Origin of the sequence: Mucilaginibacter sp. 21P (assembly GCF_019331605.1) — a bacterium.
In the GTDB taxonomy this organism is placed as follows: domain Bacteria; phylum Bacteroidota; class Bacteroidia; order Sphingobacteriales; family Sphingobacteriaceae; genus Mucilaginibacter; species Mucilaginibacter achroorhodeus.
Window position 1 is genome coordinate 3,217,876 of record NZ_CP063061.1, and the last position, 16,720, is coordinate 3,234,595.

The following is a 16,720-nucleotide window of genomic DNA, read 5'->3' on the forward strand; positions in this document are numbered from 1 at the left end:
GTTTTAATGTGCTATTTCTGCATTATATTTATTGAGTGAATTAACCTAAGCCTATAGGTTAATTTAAAATTGCTGTTGACCACAACCCTAATTATTTAAACAATTGGATTTCCTGAATCTAAAATTGCTGCGTTATTCACCTTTGGCACTGGCCATTTTTTTATTGGCGGCTTGTTCCGAACATGCTGATAACAACGGTGCCGCCAATCAAGACCCTTTATTTAAACTTTTACCAGAACAGCAAACTCACATAGGTTTCGCTAATACACTTACCGAGGGCTTAAACACCAACGTGTTAATGTATGAGTACTTTTACAACGGGGGCGGGGTAGCTGTCGGTGACGTCAACGACGACGGAAAACAGGATATTTACTTTACCGGTAACATGACGGACAACAAATTGTACTTAAATCAGGGTGCAATGCAGTTTAACGATGTGACTTCAATTGCAGAAGTTGCCGGCCGCCCCGGTCCATGGAAAACAGGTGTGACCATGGCCGATGTTAATGGCGATGGCAAGTTGGATATTTACGTTTCTTACTCGGGGAAAATTTCTGCTGAAAAACGCAGAAGCCAGCTTTTCATAAATCAAGGGAACGATAGTGAGGGAATTCCACATTTTAAAGATGAGGCAAGCCGTTTTGGCTTAGATTTTCCGTCGTTTAGTACGCAAGCCTATTTCTTTGATTACGACAGGGACGGTGACCTGGATATGCTTATAGTTAACCATAATCCTGCAAGGATCAGCAGCCTGGATGATATTACCGTAAGTAACCTGATGAAGCAATCAGATGAACAGGCGGGTATCCGTTTACTTCAAAACGATAAGAATTTTTTTAAGGATGTTACGGCTACTTCGGGTATTATCAACACCTCTTTATCTTACGGTTTAGGTGCCGGTATTGCCGACCTCAACGGAGACGGCTGGCCTGATATTTATGTTTCTAACGATTATAATGTTCCTGATCGCTTGTACATAAACAAGCATAACGGCAAGTTTGATGATCAATTGCAAAGCAGTATAGGCCACACCTCATTTTATTCTATGGGTAATGATGTTGCTGACATCAATAATGATCTTAAACCGGACATCTATACACTGGATATGCTACCGGAAGATAATCGCAGGCAAAAACTACTTTTTGGTGCAGATAATTACGAATCTTTTGCGCTCAACCTACGGGTGGGGTTCTATTATCAGTATATGCGTAATATGCTCCACCTCAACAATGGCGACGGGACTTATAGCGAAATAGGCCAGCTTGCAGGTATTTCTAATACTGACTGGAGCTGGGCACCCCTTTTTGCGGATTATGATAATGATGGTTGGAAAGATCTATTTGTATCTAACGGCTACACCCGCGACTACACAAATTTGGATTTCCTTAAGTATATGGGAGACAACCTAAGGGACAGACGTGTAATGCGTCAGGATCTGCTCAACATTGTCAATCAGATGCCTTCGTCTGAAGTAAAAAGCTATTTTTTTAAAAACAATAGCGATCTCACCTTTTCTAATACCAGCCAAGCTTGGGGCATTAATCAGCCAGCCAACAGCAATGGCGCTGCCTATGTTGATCTGGATAACGATGGCGACCTCGACCTTGTAGTTAACAATATCAACAAACCGGCTTTTATTTACGAGAACCAGGCTGGTAAACAAAGCAAAAATCACTACTTAGATATTAGTCTGAAAGGTAAGCCGGGCAACACACAAGGTATAGGCGCTAAAGCGATCATCTACAGTGAAGGAAAATCACAATATCTCGAGCAGATGCCTACACGAGGTTTTCAGTCGAGCGTTTCGCCCGTTCTGCACTTCGGCTTTGGTAAGGTTAATAAGATAGATTCATTAAGGATAACCTGGCAGAGCGGATACACCAATTTATATAAAGATATTCCTGCGGATAAATTATTAACGGTTACCGAGGAGGAGGCAAAAACTAAATTTATTCCGTTACCTGTATCAAAACCTCTATTTCAACAAGTAAGCTCTCCAATTAAGTTCACTCAAAAATCCGCCACAGATAACGACTTTAAACGGCAGCCGTTGTTGACAAATCCATTATCATACTCAGGCCCGTGTATAGAGAAAGGAGATGTCAACGGAGACGGATTGGAAGATGTGTTCATAGGAGGTGCTAATGGGCAGGAGGCTGCTCTTTATCTACAAAACAAACACGGCGGTTTTATTCAAAAAACTGAATCTGCCTTTGCAGCAGATAATAAATATACCGATGCAGCAGCTGCGTTTTTTGATGCTAATGGCGATGGTTATCCCGATCTTTACGTGGCATCAGGCGGCTATGCAGGTGTTAATGAGAGCGACCCATTATTACAGGATAGGCTTTATTTAAATGATGGGAAGGGTAATTTCACCAAGGCTGCAAATGCCCTACCTAAAATGTTGGTGAGTAAAGGGTGCGTTAAAGCAGCCGATATAAATGGCGATGGTTATATAGATCTATTTGTAGGTGGCCGGGTAATACCTGGTCGTTATCCGGAAATGCCCGATAGTTATTTGTTGCTGAACGACGGTAAGGGGCATTTTACTGATGCGACAGCTACCTACAATGCAAGCCTCAAGAAGATAGGCATGGTTACCGACGCAGCATGGGCTGATATGAACCATGATGGAAAGCCAGACCTTATTTTAGCCGGTGAATGGATGCCTATTACCGTGTTCTTAAATTTAAATGGAAAGCTAATCGATGCCACGGAAAAATATCTTGGTAAAAAATACTCCGGCTGGTGGAATTGTTTAAAGGTGCAAGACATTAATCATGATGGCCAACCGGATATAGTTGCTGGCAATCTTGGTTTAAATACGCAATGCAAAGCCTCATATAAAGAACCTGCTGAATTGTATTACAAAGATTTTGATGACAACGGTTCTGTCGATCCTATTCTTTGCTTTTACATCCAGCACAAAAGTTATCCTTACGTAAGTCGCGATGAATTGCTGGATCAATTGAGTGTTATGCGTGGCCGTTTTCCGGATTATAAAAGTTATGCTGATGCCACTATCGATAAGATCTTCACACCAGAGGAGATGAAAGGTGCTGGCAAGCTCACAGCAAATTATTTAGGAAATGCCTGCTTTATGAGCGATAAAAGCGGAAAGCTTAAGCCGTTGGCGTTACCTGCCGAAACACAATTTGCGCCGGTGTTTGCTATTAACGTTTTCGATTACAACCATGATGGGATAGAGGATATGCTGCTGTGTGGCAACATTACTCATGAACGCCTGCGGTTTGGTAAGTATGATGCTAATTATGGTGTGCTTCTAAAGGGCGATACAAAAGGTGGTTATACTTACATCCGGCAACAACAATCCGGCTTTAAGATCAAAGGCGACGTCCGTAGCATATTACAATTGAACAACCTGCTCTTGTTTGGTTTAAGCGAAGGAGAGTTGAAAGCTTACAAACCTCTTAAGTAAATGAAGAAGTTTTATCCGATCATATTTATTATAGCTATAAGTCTTGGCGCTTGCCATTCCCGCAATTCAGCAAAACTTAGTAATAAAGACGTTTCAAAGGTTATCGAACAGATGACTGATGTAATGATCCATGATGTAACTAATCCGCCCTTAGCAGCCCGCTTTTATGCTTATACCTGCCTGGCCGGTTACGAAGTTGTTAATGAAAATGATAAAGCAGTACCAAGTATGCATGGTAAACTTAATGGCTATCCTTTAATACAAAAGCCCAAGAGAATATCAGGTTACGACTATCGCTTAGCTGCTGTTCTGGCTATGTTAAAAACTGCGCAAAAGTTACAGCCATCTGGCACTACAATACTGGTCAAGTACGAACAAACCGTTCTGGATTCGTGCAAGAAAGTGGGATTTAGTTCTGAAGCCATAGATAGCTCAGCAAGCTATGCTCAAAGGATAAGCAAGCAGATACTTGCATATGCCAAGGCAGACAAATACAATCGGATAAGTAATTATAAGCGCTATCAGGAATCAGCAGGTGATGGCGATTGGAAAGCCACACCTCCGGCATATATGAACCCTGTAGAGCCTTATTTTAATACGATAAGGCCTTTCACGCTTGATTCTGCGTCGCAATTTTTACCTGTCCCGCCAATTCCGTTCTCAACAAATAAATCATCTCAGTTTTATAAATATCTGCAAATGAGTTATGCCAAAAGCGGTAAAGGCCTAACAGATGAAGAACAGGCCGTAGCCAATTTTTGGGATTGTAATCCTTTTGCAGTTCAAAATGATGGCCACATGCTCATAGGTCTCAAAAAGATCTCGCCGGGTGCACATTGGATGGGTATTGCTGGACTGGCTTGTGAAATGAAGAAGTTTGATTTTGAGAAAACGCTCGAGGTTTATACCATGATCGCAATAGGCCTTACAGATAGCTTTATCTGCTGCTGGGATGATAAATACCGCACTAATAGGATAAGACCGGAGACTGCGATCAGAAAATATATAGACCCAAACTGGAAGCCGTTATTGCAAACGCCCCCTTTCCCGGAATATATAAGCGGGCATTCAGTAGTGTCTACGTCCTCCGCTGTAATTTTAACGCATTACTTCGGTGATAATTTCCATTTTACCGATAACGTGGAACGAAAATACGGCATACCACCAAGAAAATTCTCATCGTTTAAACAGGCTGCCAGGGAGGCTGCAATATCCCGTTATTGGGGAGGGATCCATTTTATGGATGCTATTGATAACGGCACTATACAAGGAAACCAAGTTGGGATGTGGGTTTTGCGCAAAATCAAAGGCTAAAGTTGATTGAATGAAACTATAACTCAAATAGGTTTGATTGATTTACATAGCTTTTGGGCGTTATCCCGGTAACTTTTTTAAATATTTTAGAGAAATAAAACACGTTTTTAAAGCCGGTATGAGCAGCTACCTGTGCTAAGGTCATCTGAGTAGTAAGCATTAGGTATTGCGCTCGTTCTATCCGTTTGCTGTTTATGTAGCTTATTGGCCGTTCGCCGGTATGTTTTTGAAACAAGCGCGAGAAATAATCTGTATTTTGATTTGCTCTTTTGGCCAGCTCAATTGCAGAAAGCTCCTGATCTAAATTTAACTGAATATAGCTCATAGCGTCGAGTATCTTGGCGGGGATGCCCGTATCATGTTTGTTTTTGAGTAAACCCTGTTTCAAAAATCTGGATACAAACTGTAAGATGATGCCCTGCGTTTCTAAAAATGTCGAGATATTTTGCTGATGGTTTAGCTGCTGATATTCCTTATAAAAGATGATCTTCTCATAAATCCTTGGATTATCAGAACGGTTGATGCCCCGGCCGGGATTTATTTCTAAAAGTCTTTTGATATTAATTACATCTATGTCGTTAGCCTGTACTTTCATCACCATCCTGTTGTTTGAAAACAGGGAGATGCCATCAGACGATTCTTCAAAAAACTGAACGAAATACTGGCTTAAATAGTTGGGGCAACTGAGGTTGCATAATGTAAAGCTTGGAATAAGGTATAGGTATCCCGGCTCCAGTTGCAGCCTATTCCCAAGATCAGAAATTTCACCTTCACCTGCATCAATATAATATATTCTATAATAAGGACTTATCACATTTTTGTAATTCCACTTATTACTTAATTCCGTATGGTCTACATTTAGAAGCGAGAAGTTATATTTTAGGAAACGTTTTAACATTGCACTATTTTTCGAAGTGGGAAATTAAGATTTTCTCCCCAGCAGAAGTCGGTTTTGTATAAACAAAAGTCTTGTAACGCACGCTATCTGTGCCGGTGAGATGCTAAATTTGATTATTAGCATTAGGCTCAGATCTGATGTAACACCAATTATAACTAATAGCTGTGCGTTACGATAGTGCTATCGCTTATTACGCATGCTTTAATTACTCAACTGATATGCAAAGAAGAACATTGCTGAAAAATATGTTAGTCGGTTTATCGTCTGCTTACTTCACAAAAAGTTACGCAGGTCGTGTTTTGAAAGCGCCTTACGCTCCGGAACGGTTTAAGCCTACGTGGTCGTCCTTACAGCAATACCAGGTGCCCGAGTGGTTTCGTGATGCAAAGTTTGGTATGTGGGCGCATTGGGGGCCACAATGCCAACCAGAGTATGGCGATTGGTATGCACGTGAGATGTATATGGAAGGAAGTCACAAATACAAATATCATGTTCAAAAGTATGGTCATCCTTCAAAATTTGGTTTTAAAGACGTGATCAACGATTGGAAAGCGGAAAAATGGGATCCGGAAGAACTGGTGAGCCTTTACAAAAATGCCGGAGCTAAGTATTTTATGGCATTGGCCAACCATCATGACAACTTTGATCTTTGGGATAGCAGTTATCAAAAGTGGAATTCGGTACGCATGGGTCCAAAGAAAGATATTATTGGCGGTTGGGCTAAGGCTGCAAAAAATAATGGATTGCGTTTTGGGGTATCGGTACATGCAGCGCATACCTGGAGCTGGATGGAAACGGCCCAGCGTGCAGATAAAGAAGGGCCTTATGCCGGGGTACCATACGATGGTAAAGTTACAAAGGCAGAGGGTGCCGGAAAGTGGTGGAATGGCGAAGATCCTCAGCAACTTTACGCCCAAAACCATCCGCTAAGTAAAAACAGCGAAGATAACGGCATGATCCACAGCCAATGGGCATGGGGTAATGGCGTGTCAATGCCATCTAAAGCATACTGTGATAAATTTTTGAACCGCACAATTGAATTGATAGATAAATACGGGCCTGATGTTATTTATTTTGATGACACGGTATTACCGTTATACCCAATTAGTGATGCCGGGCTTAAGATTGCCGCGCATATGTATAACACAAGTATAAAGAAACACGGTAAGCTTGAAGCCGTAATTTTTGGAAAGATACTGGATGAGCAACAACGGAAATGTTTGGTTTGGGATATAGAGCGCGGCCAAACAAATTCTATAGAACCACTACCATATCAAACCGATACCTGTATAGGTGCCTGGCATTACGATAGGCCGATATATGATCGTAACGAATACAAAGATGCCAAAACCGTCATTCAAATGCTTTTAGATATTGTGAGCAAGAACGGTAACCTGATGTTAAACATCCCTGTCCGCGGAAACGGAACGATTGATGAGAAGGAGCGAATAGTAGTTGAGGGCATTACCAAGTGGATGAAAGTAAATAGTGAGTGTATATACAGTACCCGCCCGTGGAAAGTGTTTGGTGAGGGGCCGGCAATAGAGTCGTCCGCTCCTTTAAATGCGCAGGGCTTTAATGAGGGAAAGAACAGGCCTTACACGTCTGCCGATTTCCGTTTTACCAAAAAAGGCAATGTGCTTTACGCTGCTATGCTTGATAAACCTGCGGAAGGAAAGGCGGTTATTAAAAGTCTTGCAGTAACTAATTCCGGCAGGGTTGAAAGAGTAGGTTTGTTAGGAAGCAATAATAACCTTGAGTTTAAACAAACTGCCGAGGGTTTAGAAGTTTCACTTCCAACTACGGATTCACAAGTAGCTTATGTATTTAAAATACAGGGTGATATGACTTAATATGTAAACTTGCACATTATCATTACTTAACTGGTTTAATTGTAAATGCCGGTTATCATTGTATATTTAAAACATATGAAAGTACTTGTTTGCGAGGCGCCCGGTGAGTTATCGTATGCTGAAAAAGACCTCCCAGTTCTCAACAAAGAAGAAGCGCTTATCCAAATAAAACGTGTAGGCATTTGCGGTACCGATCTGCATGCTTATGAGGGTACACAACCGTACTTTACTTACCCGCGTACTTTGGGGCATGAGTTAGCCGGAGAAATTGTAGATGCGAATGGGGCCGATGGATTTCAGAAGGGAGATAATGTAACCATCATTCCATACTTTAATTGTGGTAAGTGCATAGCCTGCCGGGGCGATAAACCAAATTGTTGTGTATCAATGCAGGTATGCGGTGTACATGTTGACGGCGGTATGGTTGAATATTTGAAAGTACCGCACTATGCGCTTGTTGGTGATAGGAAGTTAAGTTTAGAACAGCTTGCTTTGGTAGAACCACTTGCCATAGGCGCCCATGGTATTCGCAGAGCTAACGTTCAGCCAGGCGAATATGTGTTGGTAATAGGCGCCGGGCCAATAGGTTTAGGTGTTATGGAATTTGCAAGAATTGCGGGTGGCAATGTGATCGCTTTAGATATCAATCAATCGCGTTTGGATTTTTGCAAAGAACGTTTGAACGTAACGCATACCATAAATGCACTTGAGGCCGATGTGGTTGCGGAGTTGAACCGGATAACTAATAGTGATATGCCAACCGTTGTGATAGATTGCACAGGGAGTTTAAAGGCGATAAACAATGGTTTTAATTATCTTGCACATGGCGGCAAGTATGTATTAGTGGGGCTTCAAAAGGGCGAGATATACTTTAGTCACCCGGAATTTCATAAGCGCGAGGCAACGTTGATGAGCAGTAGAAATGCTACCCGAGCTGATTTTGAACATGTGATCAACGCTTTGAAAAAAGGACTTATCGATCCAATAAATTATATAACGCACCGTGTTGCTTTTGATCACGTTAAAACAGAATTTAAAAACTGGCTGGATCCCGCGAATGGTGTAATTAAAGCGATGGTAGAGATAGCGTGAGTTCAAGTAGAGCTTCTTAAGTGATTGAAAGTCAAATTTTAATGTTAAAATAAATGATTCGATTATACAAAACCAAAATCCCCCTGTTAACATTATTCATCATATTAGTGGGCATGTGTGCCAAAGCGCAGGACAACCTCACGCTTTGGTATAACAAGCCTGCCAAGCTATGGACGGAAGCTTTGCCTGTAGGTAATGGGAGATTAGGCGCCATGATATTTGGCGATCCTGCAAAAGAATTACTCCAGCTTAACGAGGCTACTTTCTGGAGCGGCGGGCCGGTAACCAATAATGTTAATCCGGGCGGTGCTAAAGCACTTGCCAAAACCCGTGAGGCTTTAAATAATGAAGATTATAGCCTCGCCAACAAAGAAGTTACCGGTTTGCAGGGTGTTTACACGCAGTCTTATTTACCGTTGGCTGATATTAATCTGCAGCAGGAAATAGGAAATGCTAACTATCAGCAATACAGGAGATCGCTATCCATCGATAAAAGTATTGCAACCGTGACCTTTAACGCCGACGGCGTGAATTATAAAAGGGAGGTAATTGCTACATTCCCCGGCAAAGCGATAGTGGTACATTTTACTGCCGATAAACCGGCCAGCATCAATTTTAAGGTTGCGCTAAGCAGTCAGGTTAAATATTCTGTTGGCGCAGTAGGACAAAACTCATTGCTCTTAAAAGTAAAAGCACCCTCACAGGTTGACCCTAACTATGTAACCTATAATAAAGAGCCGATAAAATACGGCGATAGTACAAACTGCAAAGGTATGCGTGCTGCTGTGCAGATAAAGGCTGTTAACAAGGGTGGCTCAGTAAACTCCGACAACGACGCTTTGGTGGTAAAAAATGCCGACGAAGTAACCTTATTTATTTGCGCCGCCACAAGTTTTAATGGTTTTGACAAGTGCCCCGATAGCGAAGGCAAAGACGAATTGAAGCTTTGCAATAATGATATACAAAATGTTATAAAACAGAGTTGGACGAAGCTTTACAATGAACATCTTAAAGATTATAAGCAATTTTTCTATCGTGTAAGGCTTGATCTTGGTAGGTCGCCGGCGTATCAGTCTCAATTGCCAACTGATGAGCGATTGCTGGCGTTTAGTAAGGGGACCAAAGACCCGGAGTTTGAGTCTTTATTTTTTCAGTATGGCCGGTATTTGCTTATCAGTTCATCAAGGCCAGGTGGCCCGCCTGCCAACTTGCAAGGTATCTGGAACAACTTACTGCGCGCCCCCTGGAGCTCAAATTACACCATTAACATCAATACTCAGATGAACTATTGGCCCGCAGCCATAACCAATTTGCAGGAAATGGAGTATCCGCTTTTCGATTTCATAAAAGAATTAGCTGTAACCGGTACTCGCACAGCAAAAGATTTTTACAATATGCGTGGCTGGGTAGCCCATCACAATACAGACATATGGGCCATAAGCAACCCTGTTGGTGATTTTGGCAAAGGCGACCCTAAATGGGCTAATTGGTACATGGGTGCACCATGGCTTTGCCGCCACTTGTTTGAGCATTATCTATTTACTAAAGATGAAGCGTTTTTAAAGAAAGCTTACCCTATCATGAAAGGTGCAGCCGAGTTTTTGTCCGACTTTTTGGTTGAAGACAAGAATGGCAACCTGGTTACGTCGCCATCGTTTTCACCGGAGAATGATTTTATAGATGGTAAAGGGAAAGAAGGCAATACCTCCATTGCTACTACAATGGATATGTCTATTATACGTGATCATTTTAGGAATTGCATTGAGGCATCAGAAGCTTTAAATATGGATGTTACTTTCCGCAATATGCTTAAAGCCAAGCTGGCAAAACTTTACCCATTGCACGTAGGTCACAAAGGTAACCTGCAGGAATGGTACAAAGACTGGGAAGATGTTGACCCACATCACCGGCATGTTAGTCAGCTATTCGGTTTGCACCCTGGCCGGGAAATATCACCTCTAACAACGCCCGATTTTGCTGCCGCTGCCAAGAAAACGCTTGAGTTACGAGGCGATGCAGGTACTGGTTGGAGTTTGGCTTGGAAAATTAACTTTTGGTCACGGCTGCTCGATGGTGACCATGCCTACAAATTGCTTCGAGATCTGATGCGCGATCTGAGCATATCAAAAGGAGGCGGCCTTTATCCAAACCTATTTGATGCTCATCCACCATTCCAAATAGATGGAAATTTTGGTGCAACATCAGGCATAACAGAAATGTTGCTGCAAAGCCAACTGGGAGAGGTGCAATTGCTGCCAGCGTTACCAACGGCCTGGCAAACCGGGGCTGTAACAGGATTAAAAGCAAGAGGGGCTTTTACCATCGCCATCAACTGGCAAAAAGGCACTTTAAAATCGGCTGTAATCACAGCCGAAAAAGGCGGCAAATGCATTTTGCGCACAGCCAAACCCATCAAGATAGCTGGCTTGTCAGTAAGATCGATAGCATCTAAAGGCGGCTTTGTAACATCGTTTGCAACGTTAAAAGGGACGAGTTACCAAATTGCCGCTATGTAAAGTGCTTACACGGGTAAAACATAGGCGCGTACTTCGGCCATTTTACCATCTCTAAATTTCCATATATCACAGTACCTGTATTTTATCAGGTTGCCATCGCTGTTTTTCAGGCTGATGTTTCCTGCAGCTACAACAAAGTCTCCGTCAGCTATCAACGACTCAGTATCAAAAACGGGTGGTTCTACATAAGCCTCCGCCATGTAATTGCGTACTGCTTCTTTACCGTTCAGCACACGGTCGCCAACAAAGTCCCAAACAGTATCATCAGTACAGAAATCTAAAAAACCTTCGTTATCACCTGCTATTACCAGCGCGTTCGCTTTTATTAAAATATTTTTGTTCTCCATATTAATTCAGATAGTATTATTCAAAATTAGTCTTTTAGAAAGCTGAATAAATCATACTAAAATCATAAAGGAACAATCTGTCCTAATCCGGAAAGTAAGTGTAATCAAGTACAGGTTGCTCAGGTATAGAAACCTCTTTGGCCCGTTCATTTTCAGACTGCATAAAGTTCTCTGCGATGATCACCATATTTTTAGAGCCAATAAAAATAGGGGAGCGCTGGTGTAACTGGCTTACTTCAATATCCAATATTCTTTGCTTACCATCAGTTGCCCGCCCGCCGGCTTGTTCAACAATAAAAGCCATAGGATTACACTCATAAACCAGGCGCAGTTTACCTGAGGGGGCATTGGCCGTAACCGGATAGATGAAAATTCCGCCCTTGATGAGGTTACGATGCAGATCCGCCACCATGGAACCGATGTACCTCGAAATATATGGTCTGTGAGAAGAGGTGTCTTCTTCCTGACAATATTTGATAAAGCGTTTTACACCTTGTGGAAAGTGAACGTAATTACCTTCGTTAATGGAGTAAATTCGTCCTTCAACGGGTATCTGCATGTTTGGATGCGATAAACAAAATTCGCCTATGGATGGGTCCAAAGTAAAGCCGTTAACGCCCTTGCCCGTAGTGTAAACCAACATGGTAGATGATCCGTAGATAACGTAACCGGCTGCAACCTGTGCGCTGCCTTTTTGGCAAACATCCGCAAGGCCGGCGGGGGCATTAATATCAATTTTACGATAGATGCTGAAAATGGAGCCCACGGCAACGTTTACATCTATATTCGATGACCCATCAAGCGGGTCAATGGCCACAACGTATTTGGCGTTCCCCCCAGATGGGCTGTTTAAATAGATAATGTCTTCAGTTTCTTCGGAAGCTACGATGCAGCATTCGCCGCCGCTGGTAAGTGCCGATATAAATTGCTCGTTGGCAAAAATATCAAGCTTTTGCTGCTCTTCACCCTGAATGTTAACAGTGTTGGCATGGCCCAAAATATCCATCAGGCCGGCTTTATTTACCTCCCGGTTTACAATTTTTGCAGCAATGCCAATATCACGCAATAATCTCGATAGTTCGCCTTTGGCGTATGGGAAATCTGCCTGTTTTTCAATGATGAATTGTCCTAATGTTTTAGCCTGGTTCATAGCGGTAGCGTTTGCAACCAACTTAGGAATTGCAAATGGCAGGACACAAGCGAGCATCGATCGGTATTTATCAGCTCATCTCCGCATGTTTCTTTAAAAGAACATTTGCCAAATTATCTTACATTTACAAGGGCATATCTAAACCCGTATGCTTTAATGATAGTTACCAATAAATGATTGCCGATATAACTGAAAGCACCGAACAATTTCTCTCCGGCGGTGGCGAAATGGGTAAGCTCATTCGTACGATGGACTGGTCAAAAACCGCACTTGGCCCTGTTGAGAACTGGCCTCAAAGTTTGCGTACATCTGTTAGCCTTTGTTTATCATCCACGTTCCCTATTTTGATTGCCTGGGGGCCCGATACCATCCAAATTTACAATGATAGTTACCGGCCCATTTGTGGCGCTAAACACCCCGAATCAATGGGGCAAAACTTTAGGATATGTTGGGAAACTGCCTTGCCGGTAGTTGGCGATGCATTTAGCCGCGGTGAGCAAGGCGAAGGTACTTACATCAATGACCAGCGCATGTTTCTTGATCGTTATGGTTACCTTGAAGAATCATGGATGACTTTCTCTTTCGCGCCCATACGTGATGAAACAGGCGGCGTAGGCGGCATATTTCACCCGATTACTGAAACTACTGTAAAGATGCTTAGCGGTCGCAGAATGCAAACCCTTCGCGATCTGGGTGCTGCATTAAGTAAAGCCAAAAACATACAAGATATAGGTAACATAACAGCAGCGCATTACAGTGATTATGAACTTGATATACCGTTCCTGCTTGTTTATCAGCTTGATCATGAAACAAATATCGTCAAGCTTACATCTTCAGCCGGTGTAGAGTCGGGGTCTTTATTAGCGCCTGAATCAGCCACCTTAGAAAACAGTGACTTGGGCTGGCCGTTTGAAGATGCCGCAAAGTTAGGCGAAATGCAGGAGGTAAAAGACCTGCAGAGCAAATTTGGCGACTGCAATTGTGGCCCTTATCCGGAAGCGCCACATACGGCTATGGTGCTCCCGCTTAAAATATCAGGCCAGGATGATGCATTTGGTTTCATAGTGGCAGGTGTAAGCTCAAGGCGCGCCTTGGATACTGATTACAGGAATTTTTACGATCAGCTATTAAATACTTATAACACAGCAGTTTCTAATGTTTATGCTTACGAGCAGGAACAAAAACGCGCCGAAGCCCTCGCCGAAATAGACCGATCGAAAACAGCATTCTTTAGTAACGTAAGCCACGAGTTTCGTACGCCGCTCACGTTAATGCTTGGCCCGTTAGAGGACCTGCTTGGTAAACAAAACATTGGTGATGAGATAAAAGCGCCGCTTGAATCTACGCATCGTAATGCGCTGCGTCTTTTGAAGTTGGTGAATAACCTGCTGGATTATAGTAAGGTAGAAGCAGGCCGTGCTCAGGCTGCCTATCAGCAATTAGATCTTGCTGAACTAACGGCCGATTTGGCCAGTAGCTTCCGTTCTATTATTGAGAAAGCGGGCATGCAATTGGTTGTCAATACAGGAGATAGAAAACTGCCTGCTTATGTTGACAGGCAAATGTGGGAGAAGATCATGCTTAACCTGCTATCTAACGCTTTCAAATATACCCTTGCCGGTAATATAACCGTAACGCTTAAACAAATTGGAAATGAGGCCATATTATCTGTAGAAGATACCGGTGTGGGCATCCCTGAAAAAGAACTGCCTCACATGTTTGAGCGCTTCCACAGGGTTGAGAGCTCTGCCGGCCGCACGCATGAAGGTACTGGCATTGGTTTGTCACTTGTGCATGAACTGGTTCATTTGCACGGCGGGGATATAAGGCTAACCAGTACTGAAGGTGTAGGTACTACTTTTACCGTGAAGATTCCTCTGGGTAAGGAGCACTTGCCGCAAGCAAACGTTATAGACAAAGCGAAAGATATCGATTCCTCGGCTTTAAAAGGCGCTTTTTTACAGGAGGCTTTCAACTTGCTGCAAGTAGAAACCCAGTCGCAATTTGACGGTGATAATGCAAAAGAAAATATTACAACGCATCAGGATTTTACAGATACCAAAGATACCCTGATATTGGTTGTTGACGATAACGCCGATATGCGCGGCTATCTTAACCGTTTGCTTGAAACATATTTTACTGTTGCTTTAGCTGTTAACGGCAAAGATGCCTTGCAAAAGATCCATGAGCTTAAACCCGATCTTGTATTAAGTGATATGATGATGCCGGTGATGGACGGGAAAACGATGCTTGAGCATATTCGTAATTCTGCCGAAACGCTGCGCATGCCTGTAATATTTCTATCAGCCCGTGCGGGTGAAGAGGCAAGGATAGACGGGTTGGAGGCCGGTGCAGATGACTACCTGGTTAAGCCATTCTCGGCAGCAGAATTGCTGACTAAGGTGAGGGCGCAGATAAAGATCAGCAAAACCCGTGGCTTTGCCGAACAGCAGTTGCGTGATCTGTTAACCGAAGCGCCTGTTGCTATAGCAATTTATCGCACCCCAATGCATATTATCGAGTTTGCCAATAACCGCATGCTTGAATATTGGGGATTAACTTCTGAGGCCGCCTTTGGAGTGCCGATATTGGTTGCCCTGCCTGAGTTAGAAGAGCAAGGTTTTGGTTCTGTGATGGACAAGGTTTATCAAACAGGTGAAAGGTTTATATCCGGGGAGATACAGGTAATCCTGACTAAATTTGGCCGTAAAGAAGAAAGTTTTATAAATCTTACTATCGAGGCATTGCGTGATGATCATGGTCAGATCACGGGCATGATAGCGGTTGCTGCAGATGTTTCCGAACAGGTAATGTCAAGAAAAGAGCTTGAAAAGGCTACTGATACTTTGAAGATGGCGATGGATGCGGCTAATCTTGGTACCTGGCGAACCGATTGGGGGCAGGACACCTTACATGTTTCAGATATTGCAAGGAATATTCACGGCATTCCGCTGGATAAGCAGCTATCGTTTATTGAAACTGTAGAGATGATCGTACCTGAGCATCGTGCAAGGGTGTTACAGTCAATAGAGAACGCTGTTAAAGCTAAAGGCCGTTTTAGCGAAGACTACCAGATCATCCCTGCTGATGGTGGTAAACCTAAATGGCTTAATACCACCGGTAAGGTAGAATTGGATAATTATGGTGAAGTTATAGGTGTTATTGGTACCATTTTAGATATTACTGAATCTAAAGAGGATAGCCAGCGTAAAGATGACTTTATTGGTATGGTTAGCCATGAATTAAAAACGCCGCTTACGTCGCTAAGCGGATACTCGCAATTACTGCACATGCACGCTGCTAAAAAAGAGGATGTGTTTGCTAAGGAGAAACTTGAAAAAGTGGCGGTGCAGATCAGGAAAATGAATAGACTGATCACCGGGTTCCTTAACGTATCAAGATTTGATGCCGGTAAAATAGACTTAAATAAAGAATCATTTGATCTGAATGGATTGATAAGCGAAGTAATTGAAGATATCAACGGCATCATGATAACACATGTAATATTATTTGATGCCGATACTACCATCAATTTAAATGCGGACAAGGATAAGATGAATTCGGTGTTTTTTAACCTACTGAGTAATGCTATCAAATATTCGCCTAAAGCTAAACAGGTTTACGTTAAAACTTTTACTGCCGGAGACCGGGCCTTTATAAGCATCAAAGACGAGGGTATGGGCATCAGGAAGGATGAGCAGGATAAGTTGTTTGACAGGTATTATCGTGTAGAAAGCAACCAAATGAGGCATATAGCCGGCTTTGGCATAGGGCTTTACCTAAGTGCCGAGATAGTGAAACGGCACGGTGGCCGCATTACTGTTAGCAGCGAAATTGGCCAGGGCGCAACGTTTGAAGTAAGCCTGCCATTGTAATAGATTATTTACAAAATTGTTATATTAAGCAATTATTAAATTGCTTAATGCTTCAAACTTTTCTTTAATATAAATCGTAAGTTGTGTATCAGCATAGCTGAAAATTGTGCAAAATGGCTTATCCCGCGATGGGATAAGCCATTTTAACTTTAGAAACGGCCCGTGGACTTCAAAATTTAGTCAAAATCTTTCCCGCTCATTTTCGTTAAACTACCTGGGCTTTCCTGGTGTTG

9 protein-coding genes are annotated in these 16,720 nt (G+C 42.6%); 6 read left to right on the plus strand and 3 right to left on the minus strand.

What is annotated here, in order from left to right; all coding sequences use genetic code 11:
• Positions 1-103 precede the first annotated feature (103 nt).
• On the plus strand, positions 104-3,442 hold the full coding sequence (locus INP83_RS14370; protein ID WP_219124793.1) for a VCBS repeat-containing protein: 3,339 nt from the start codon (positions 104-106) through the stop codon (positions 3,440-3,442).
• On the plus strand, positions 3,443-4,756 hold the full coding sequence (locus tag INP83_RS14375; RefSeq protein ID WP_219124794.1) for a vanadium-dependent haloperoxidase: 1,314 nt from the start codon (positions 3,443-3,445) through the stop codon (positions 4,754-4,756).
• A gap of 16 nt (positions 4,757-4,772) precedes the next feature.
• Here the strand turns inward: INP83_RS14375 and INP83_RS14380 are convergent, their stop codons facing one another.
• Positions 4,773-5,654 carry an AraC family transcriptional regulator gene (locus INP83_RS14380; RefSeq protein ID WP_219124795.1) on the minus strand — a complete coding sequence of 294 codons (882 nt, stop codon included), beginning with the start codon at positions 5,652-5,654 and terminating at the stop codon, positions 4,773-4,775.
• 218 nt (positions 5,655-5,872) lie between these two features.
• Between INP83_RS14380 and INP83_RS14385 the strand changes: the two genes are divergently transcribed.
• The 3 genes from INP83_RS14385 to INP83_RS14395 all read left to right on the plus strand — a co-directional run bounded on the left by INP83_RS14385 (position 5,873) and on the right by INP83_RS14395 (position 11,115).
• Positions 5,873-7,507: an alpha-L-fucosidase gene (locus INP83_RS14385; protein WP_219124796.1), complete on the plus strand. Its 1,635-nt coding sequence runs from the start codon at positions 5,873-5,875 to the stop codon at positions 7,505-7,507.
• A 75-nt stretch (positions 7,508-7,582) separates the two neighbouring features.
• Positions 7,583-8,599 (plus strand): zinc-binding alcohol dehydrogenase family protein, encoded by a 1,017-nt coding sequence (locus INP83_RS14390; protein WP_219124797.1) that lies wholly within the window; start codon positions 7,583-7,585, stop codon positions 8,597-8,599.
• A 53-nt stretch (positions 8,600-8,652) separates the two neighbouring features.
• Entirely contained in the window at positions 8,653-11,115 is a 2,463-nt protein-coding gene (locus INP83_RS14395) for a glycoside hydrolase N-terminal domain-containing protein (protein ID WP_255563161.1), read from the plus strand.
• 5 nt (positions 11,116-11,120) lie between these two features.
• On the opposite strand, the gene INP83_RS14400 is transcribed toward INP83_RS14395, so the two are convergent.
• Positions 11,121-11,462, minus strand: coding sequence for a nuclear transport factor 2 family protein (locus INP83_RS14400; RefSeq protein WP_219124798.1), 342 nt, complete (start codon positions 11,460-11,462; stop codon positions 11,121-11,123).
• Between the two features lie 82 nt (positions 11,463-11,544).
• Positions 11,545-12,612: a class 1 fructose-bisphosphatase gene (fbp, locus tag INP83_RS14405; protein WP_219124799.1), complete on the minus strand. Its 1,068-nt coding sequence runs from the start codon at positions 12,610-12,612 to the stop codon at positions 11,545-11,547.
• Between the two features lie 173 nt (positions 12,613-12,785).
• On the opposite strand from fbp, the gene INP83_RS14410 reads away from it, so the two are divergent.
• Positions 12,786-16,487: an ATP-binding protein gene (locus INP83_RS14410; RefSeq protein ID WP_219124800.1), complete on the plus strand. Its 3,702-nt coding sequence runs from the start codon at positions 12,786-12,788 to the stop codon at positions 16,485-16,487.
• The last annotated feature ends 233 nt before the right edge of the window (positions 16,488-16,720 follow it).

Coding starts and splice junctions, on each gene's coding strand:
- INP83_RS14395 (WP_255563161.1), top strand. CDS start 8,653: ATGATTCGATTATACAAAACCAAAATCCCCCTGTTAACATTATTCATC.
- INP83_RS14380 (WP_219124795.1), bottom strand. CDS start 5,654: ATGTTAAAACGTTTCCTAAAATATAACTTCTCGCTTCTAAATGTAGAC.
- INP83_RS14390 (WP_219124797.1), top strand. CDS start 7,583: ATGAAAGTACTTGTTTGCGAGGCGCCCGGTGAGTTATCGTATGCTGAA.
- fbp (WP_219124799.1), bottom strand. CDS start 12,612: ATGAACCAGGCTAAAACATTAGGACAATTCATCATTGAAAAACAGGCA.
- INP83_RS14410 (WP_219124800.1), top strand. CDS start 12,786: ATGATTGCCGATATAACTGAAAGCACCGAACAATTTCTCTCCGGCGGT.
- INP83_RS14375 (WP_219124794.1), top strand. CDS start 3,443: ATGAAGAAGTTTTATCCGATCATATTTATTATAGCTATAAGTCTTGGC.
- INP83_RS14385 (WP_219124796.1), top strand. CDS start 5,873: ATGCAAAGAAGAACATTGCTGAAAAATATGTTAGTCGGTTTATCGTCT.
- INP83_RS14400 (WP_219124798.1), bottom strand. CDS start 11,462: ATGGAGAACAAAAATATTTTAATAAAAGCGAACGCGCTGGTAATAGCA.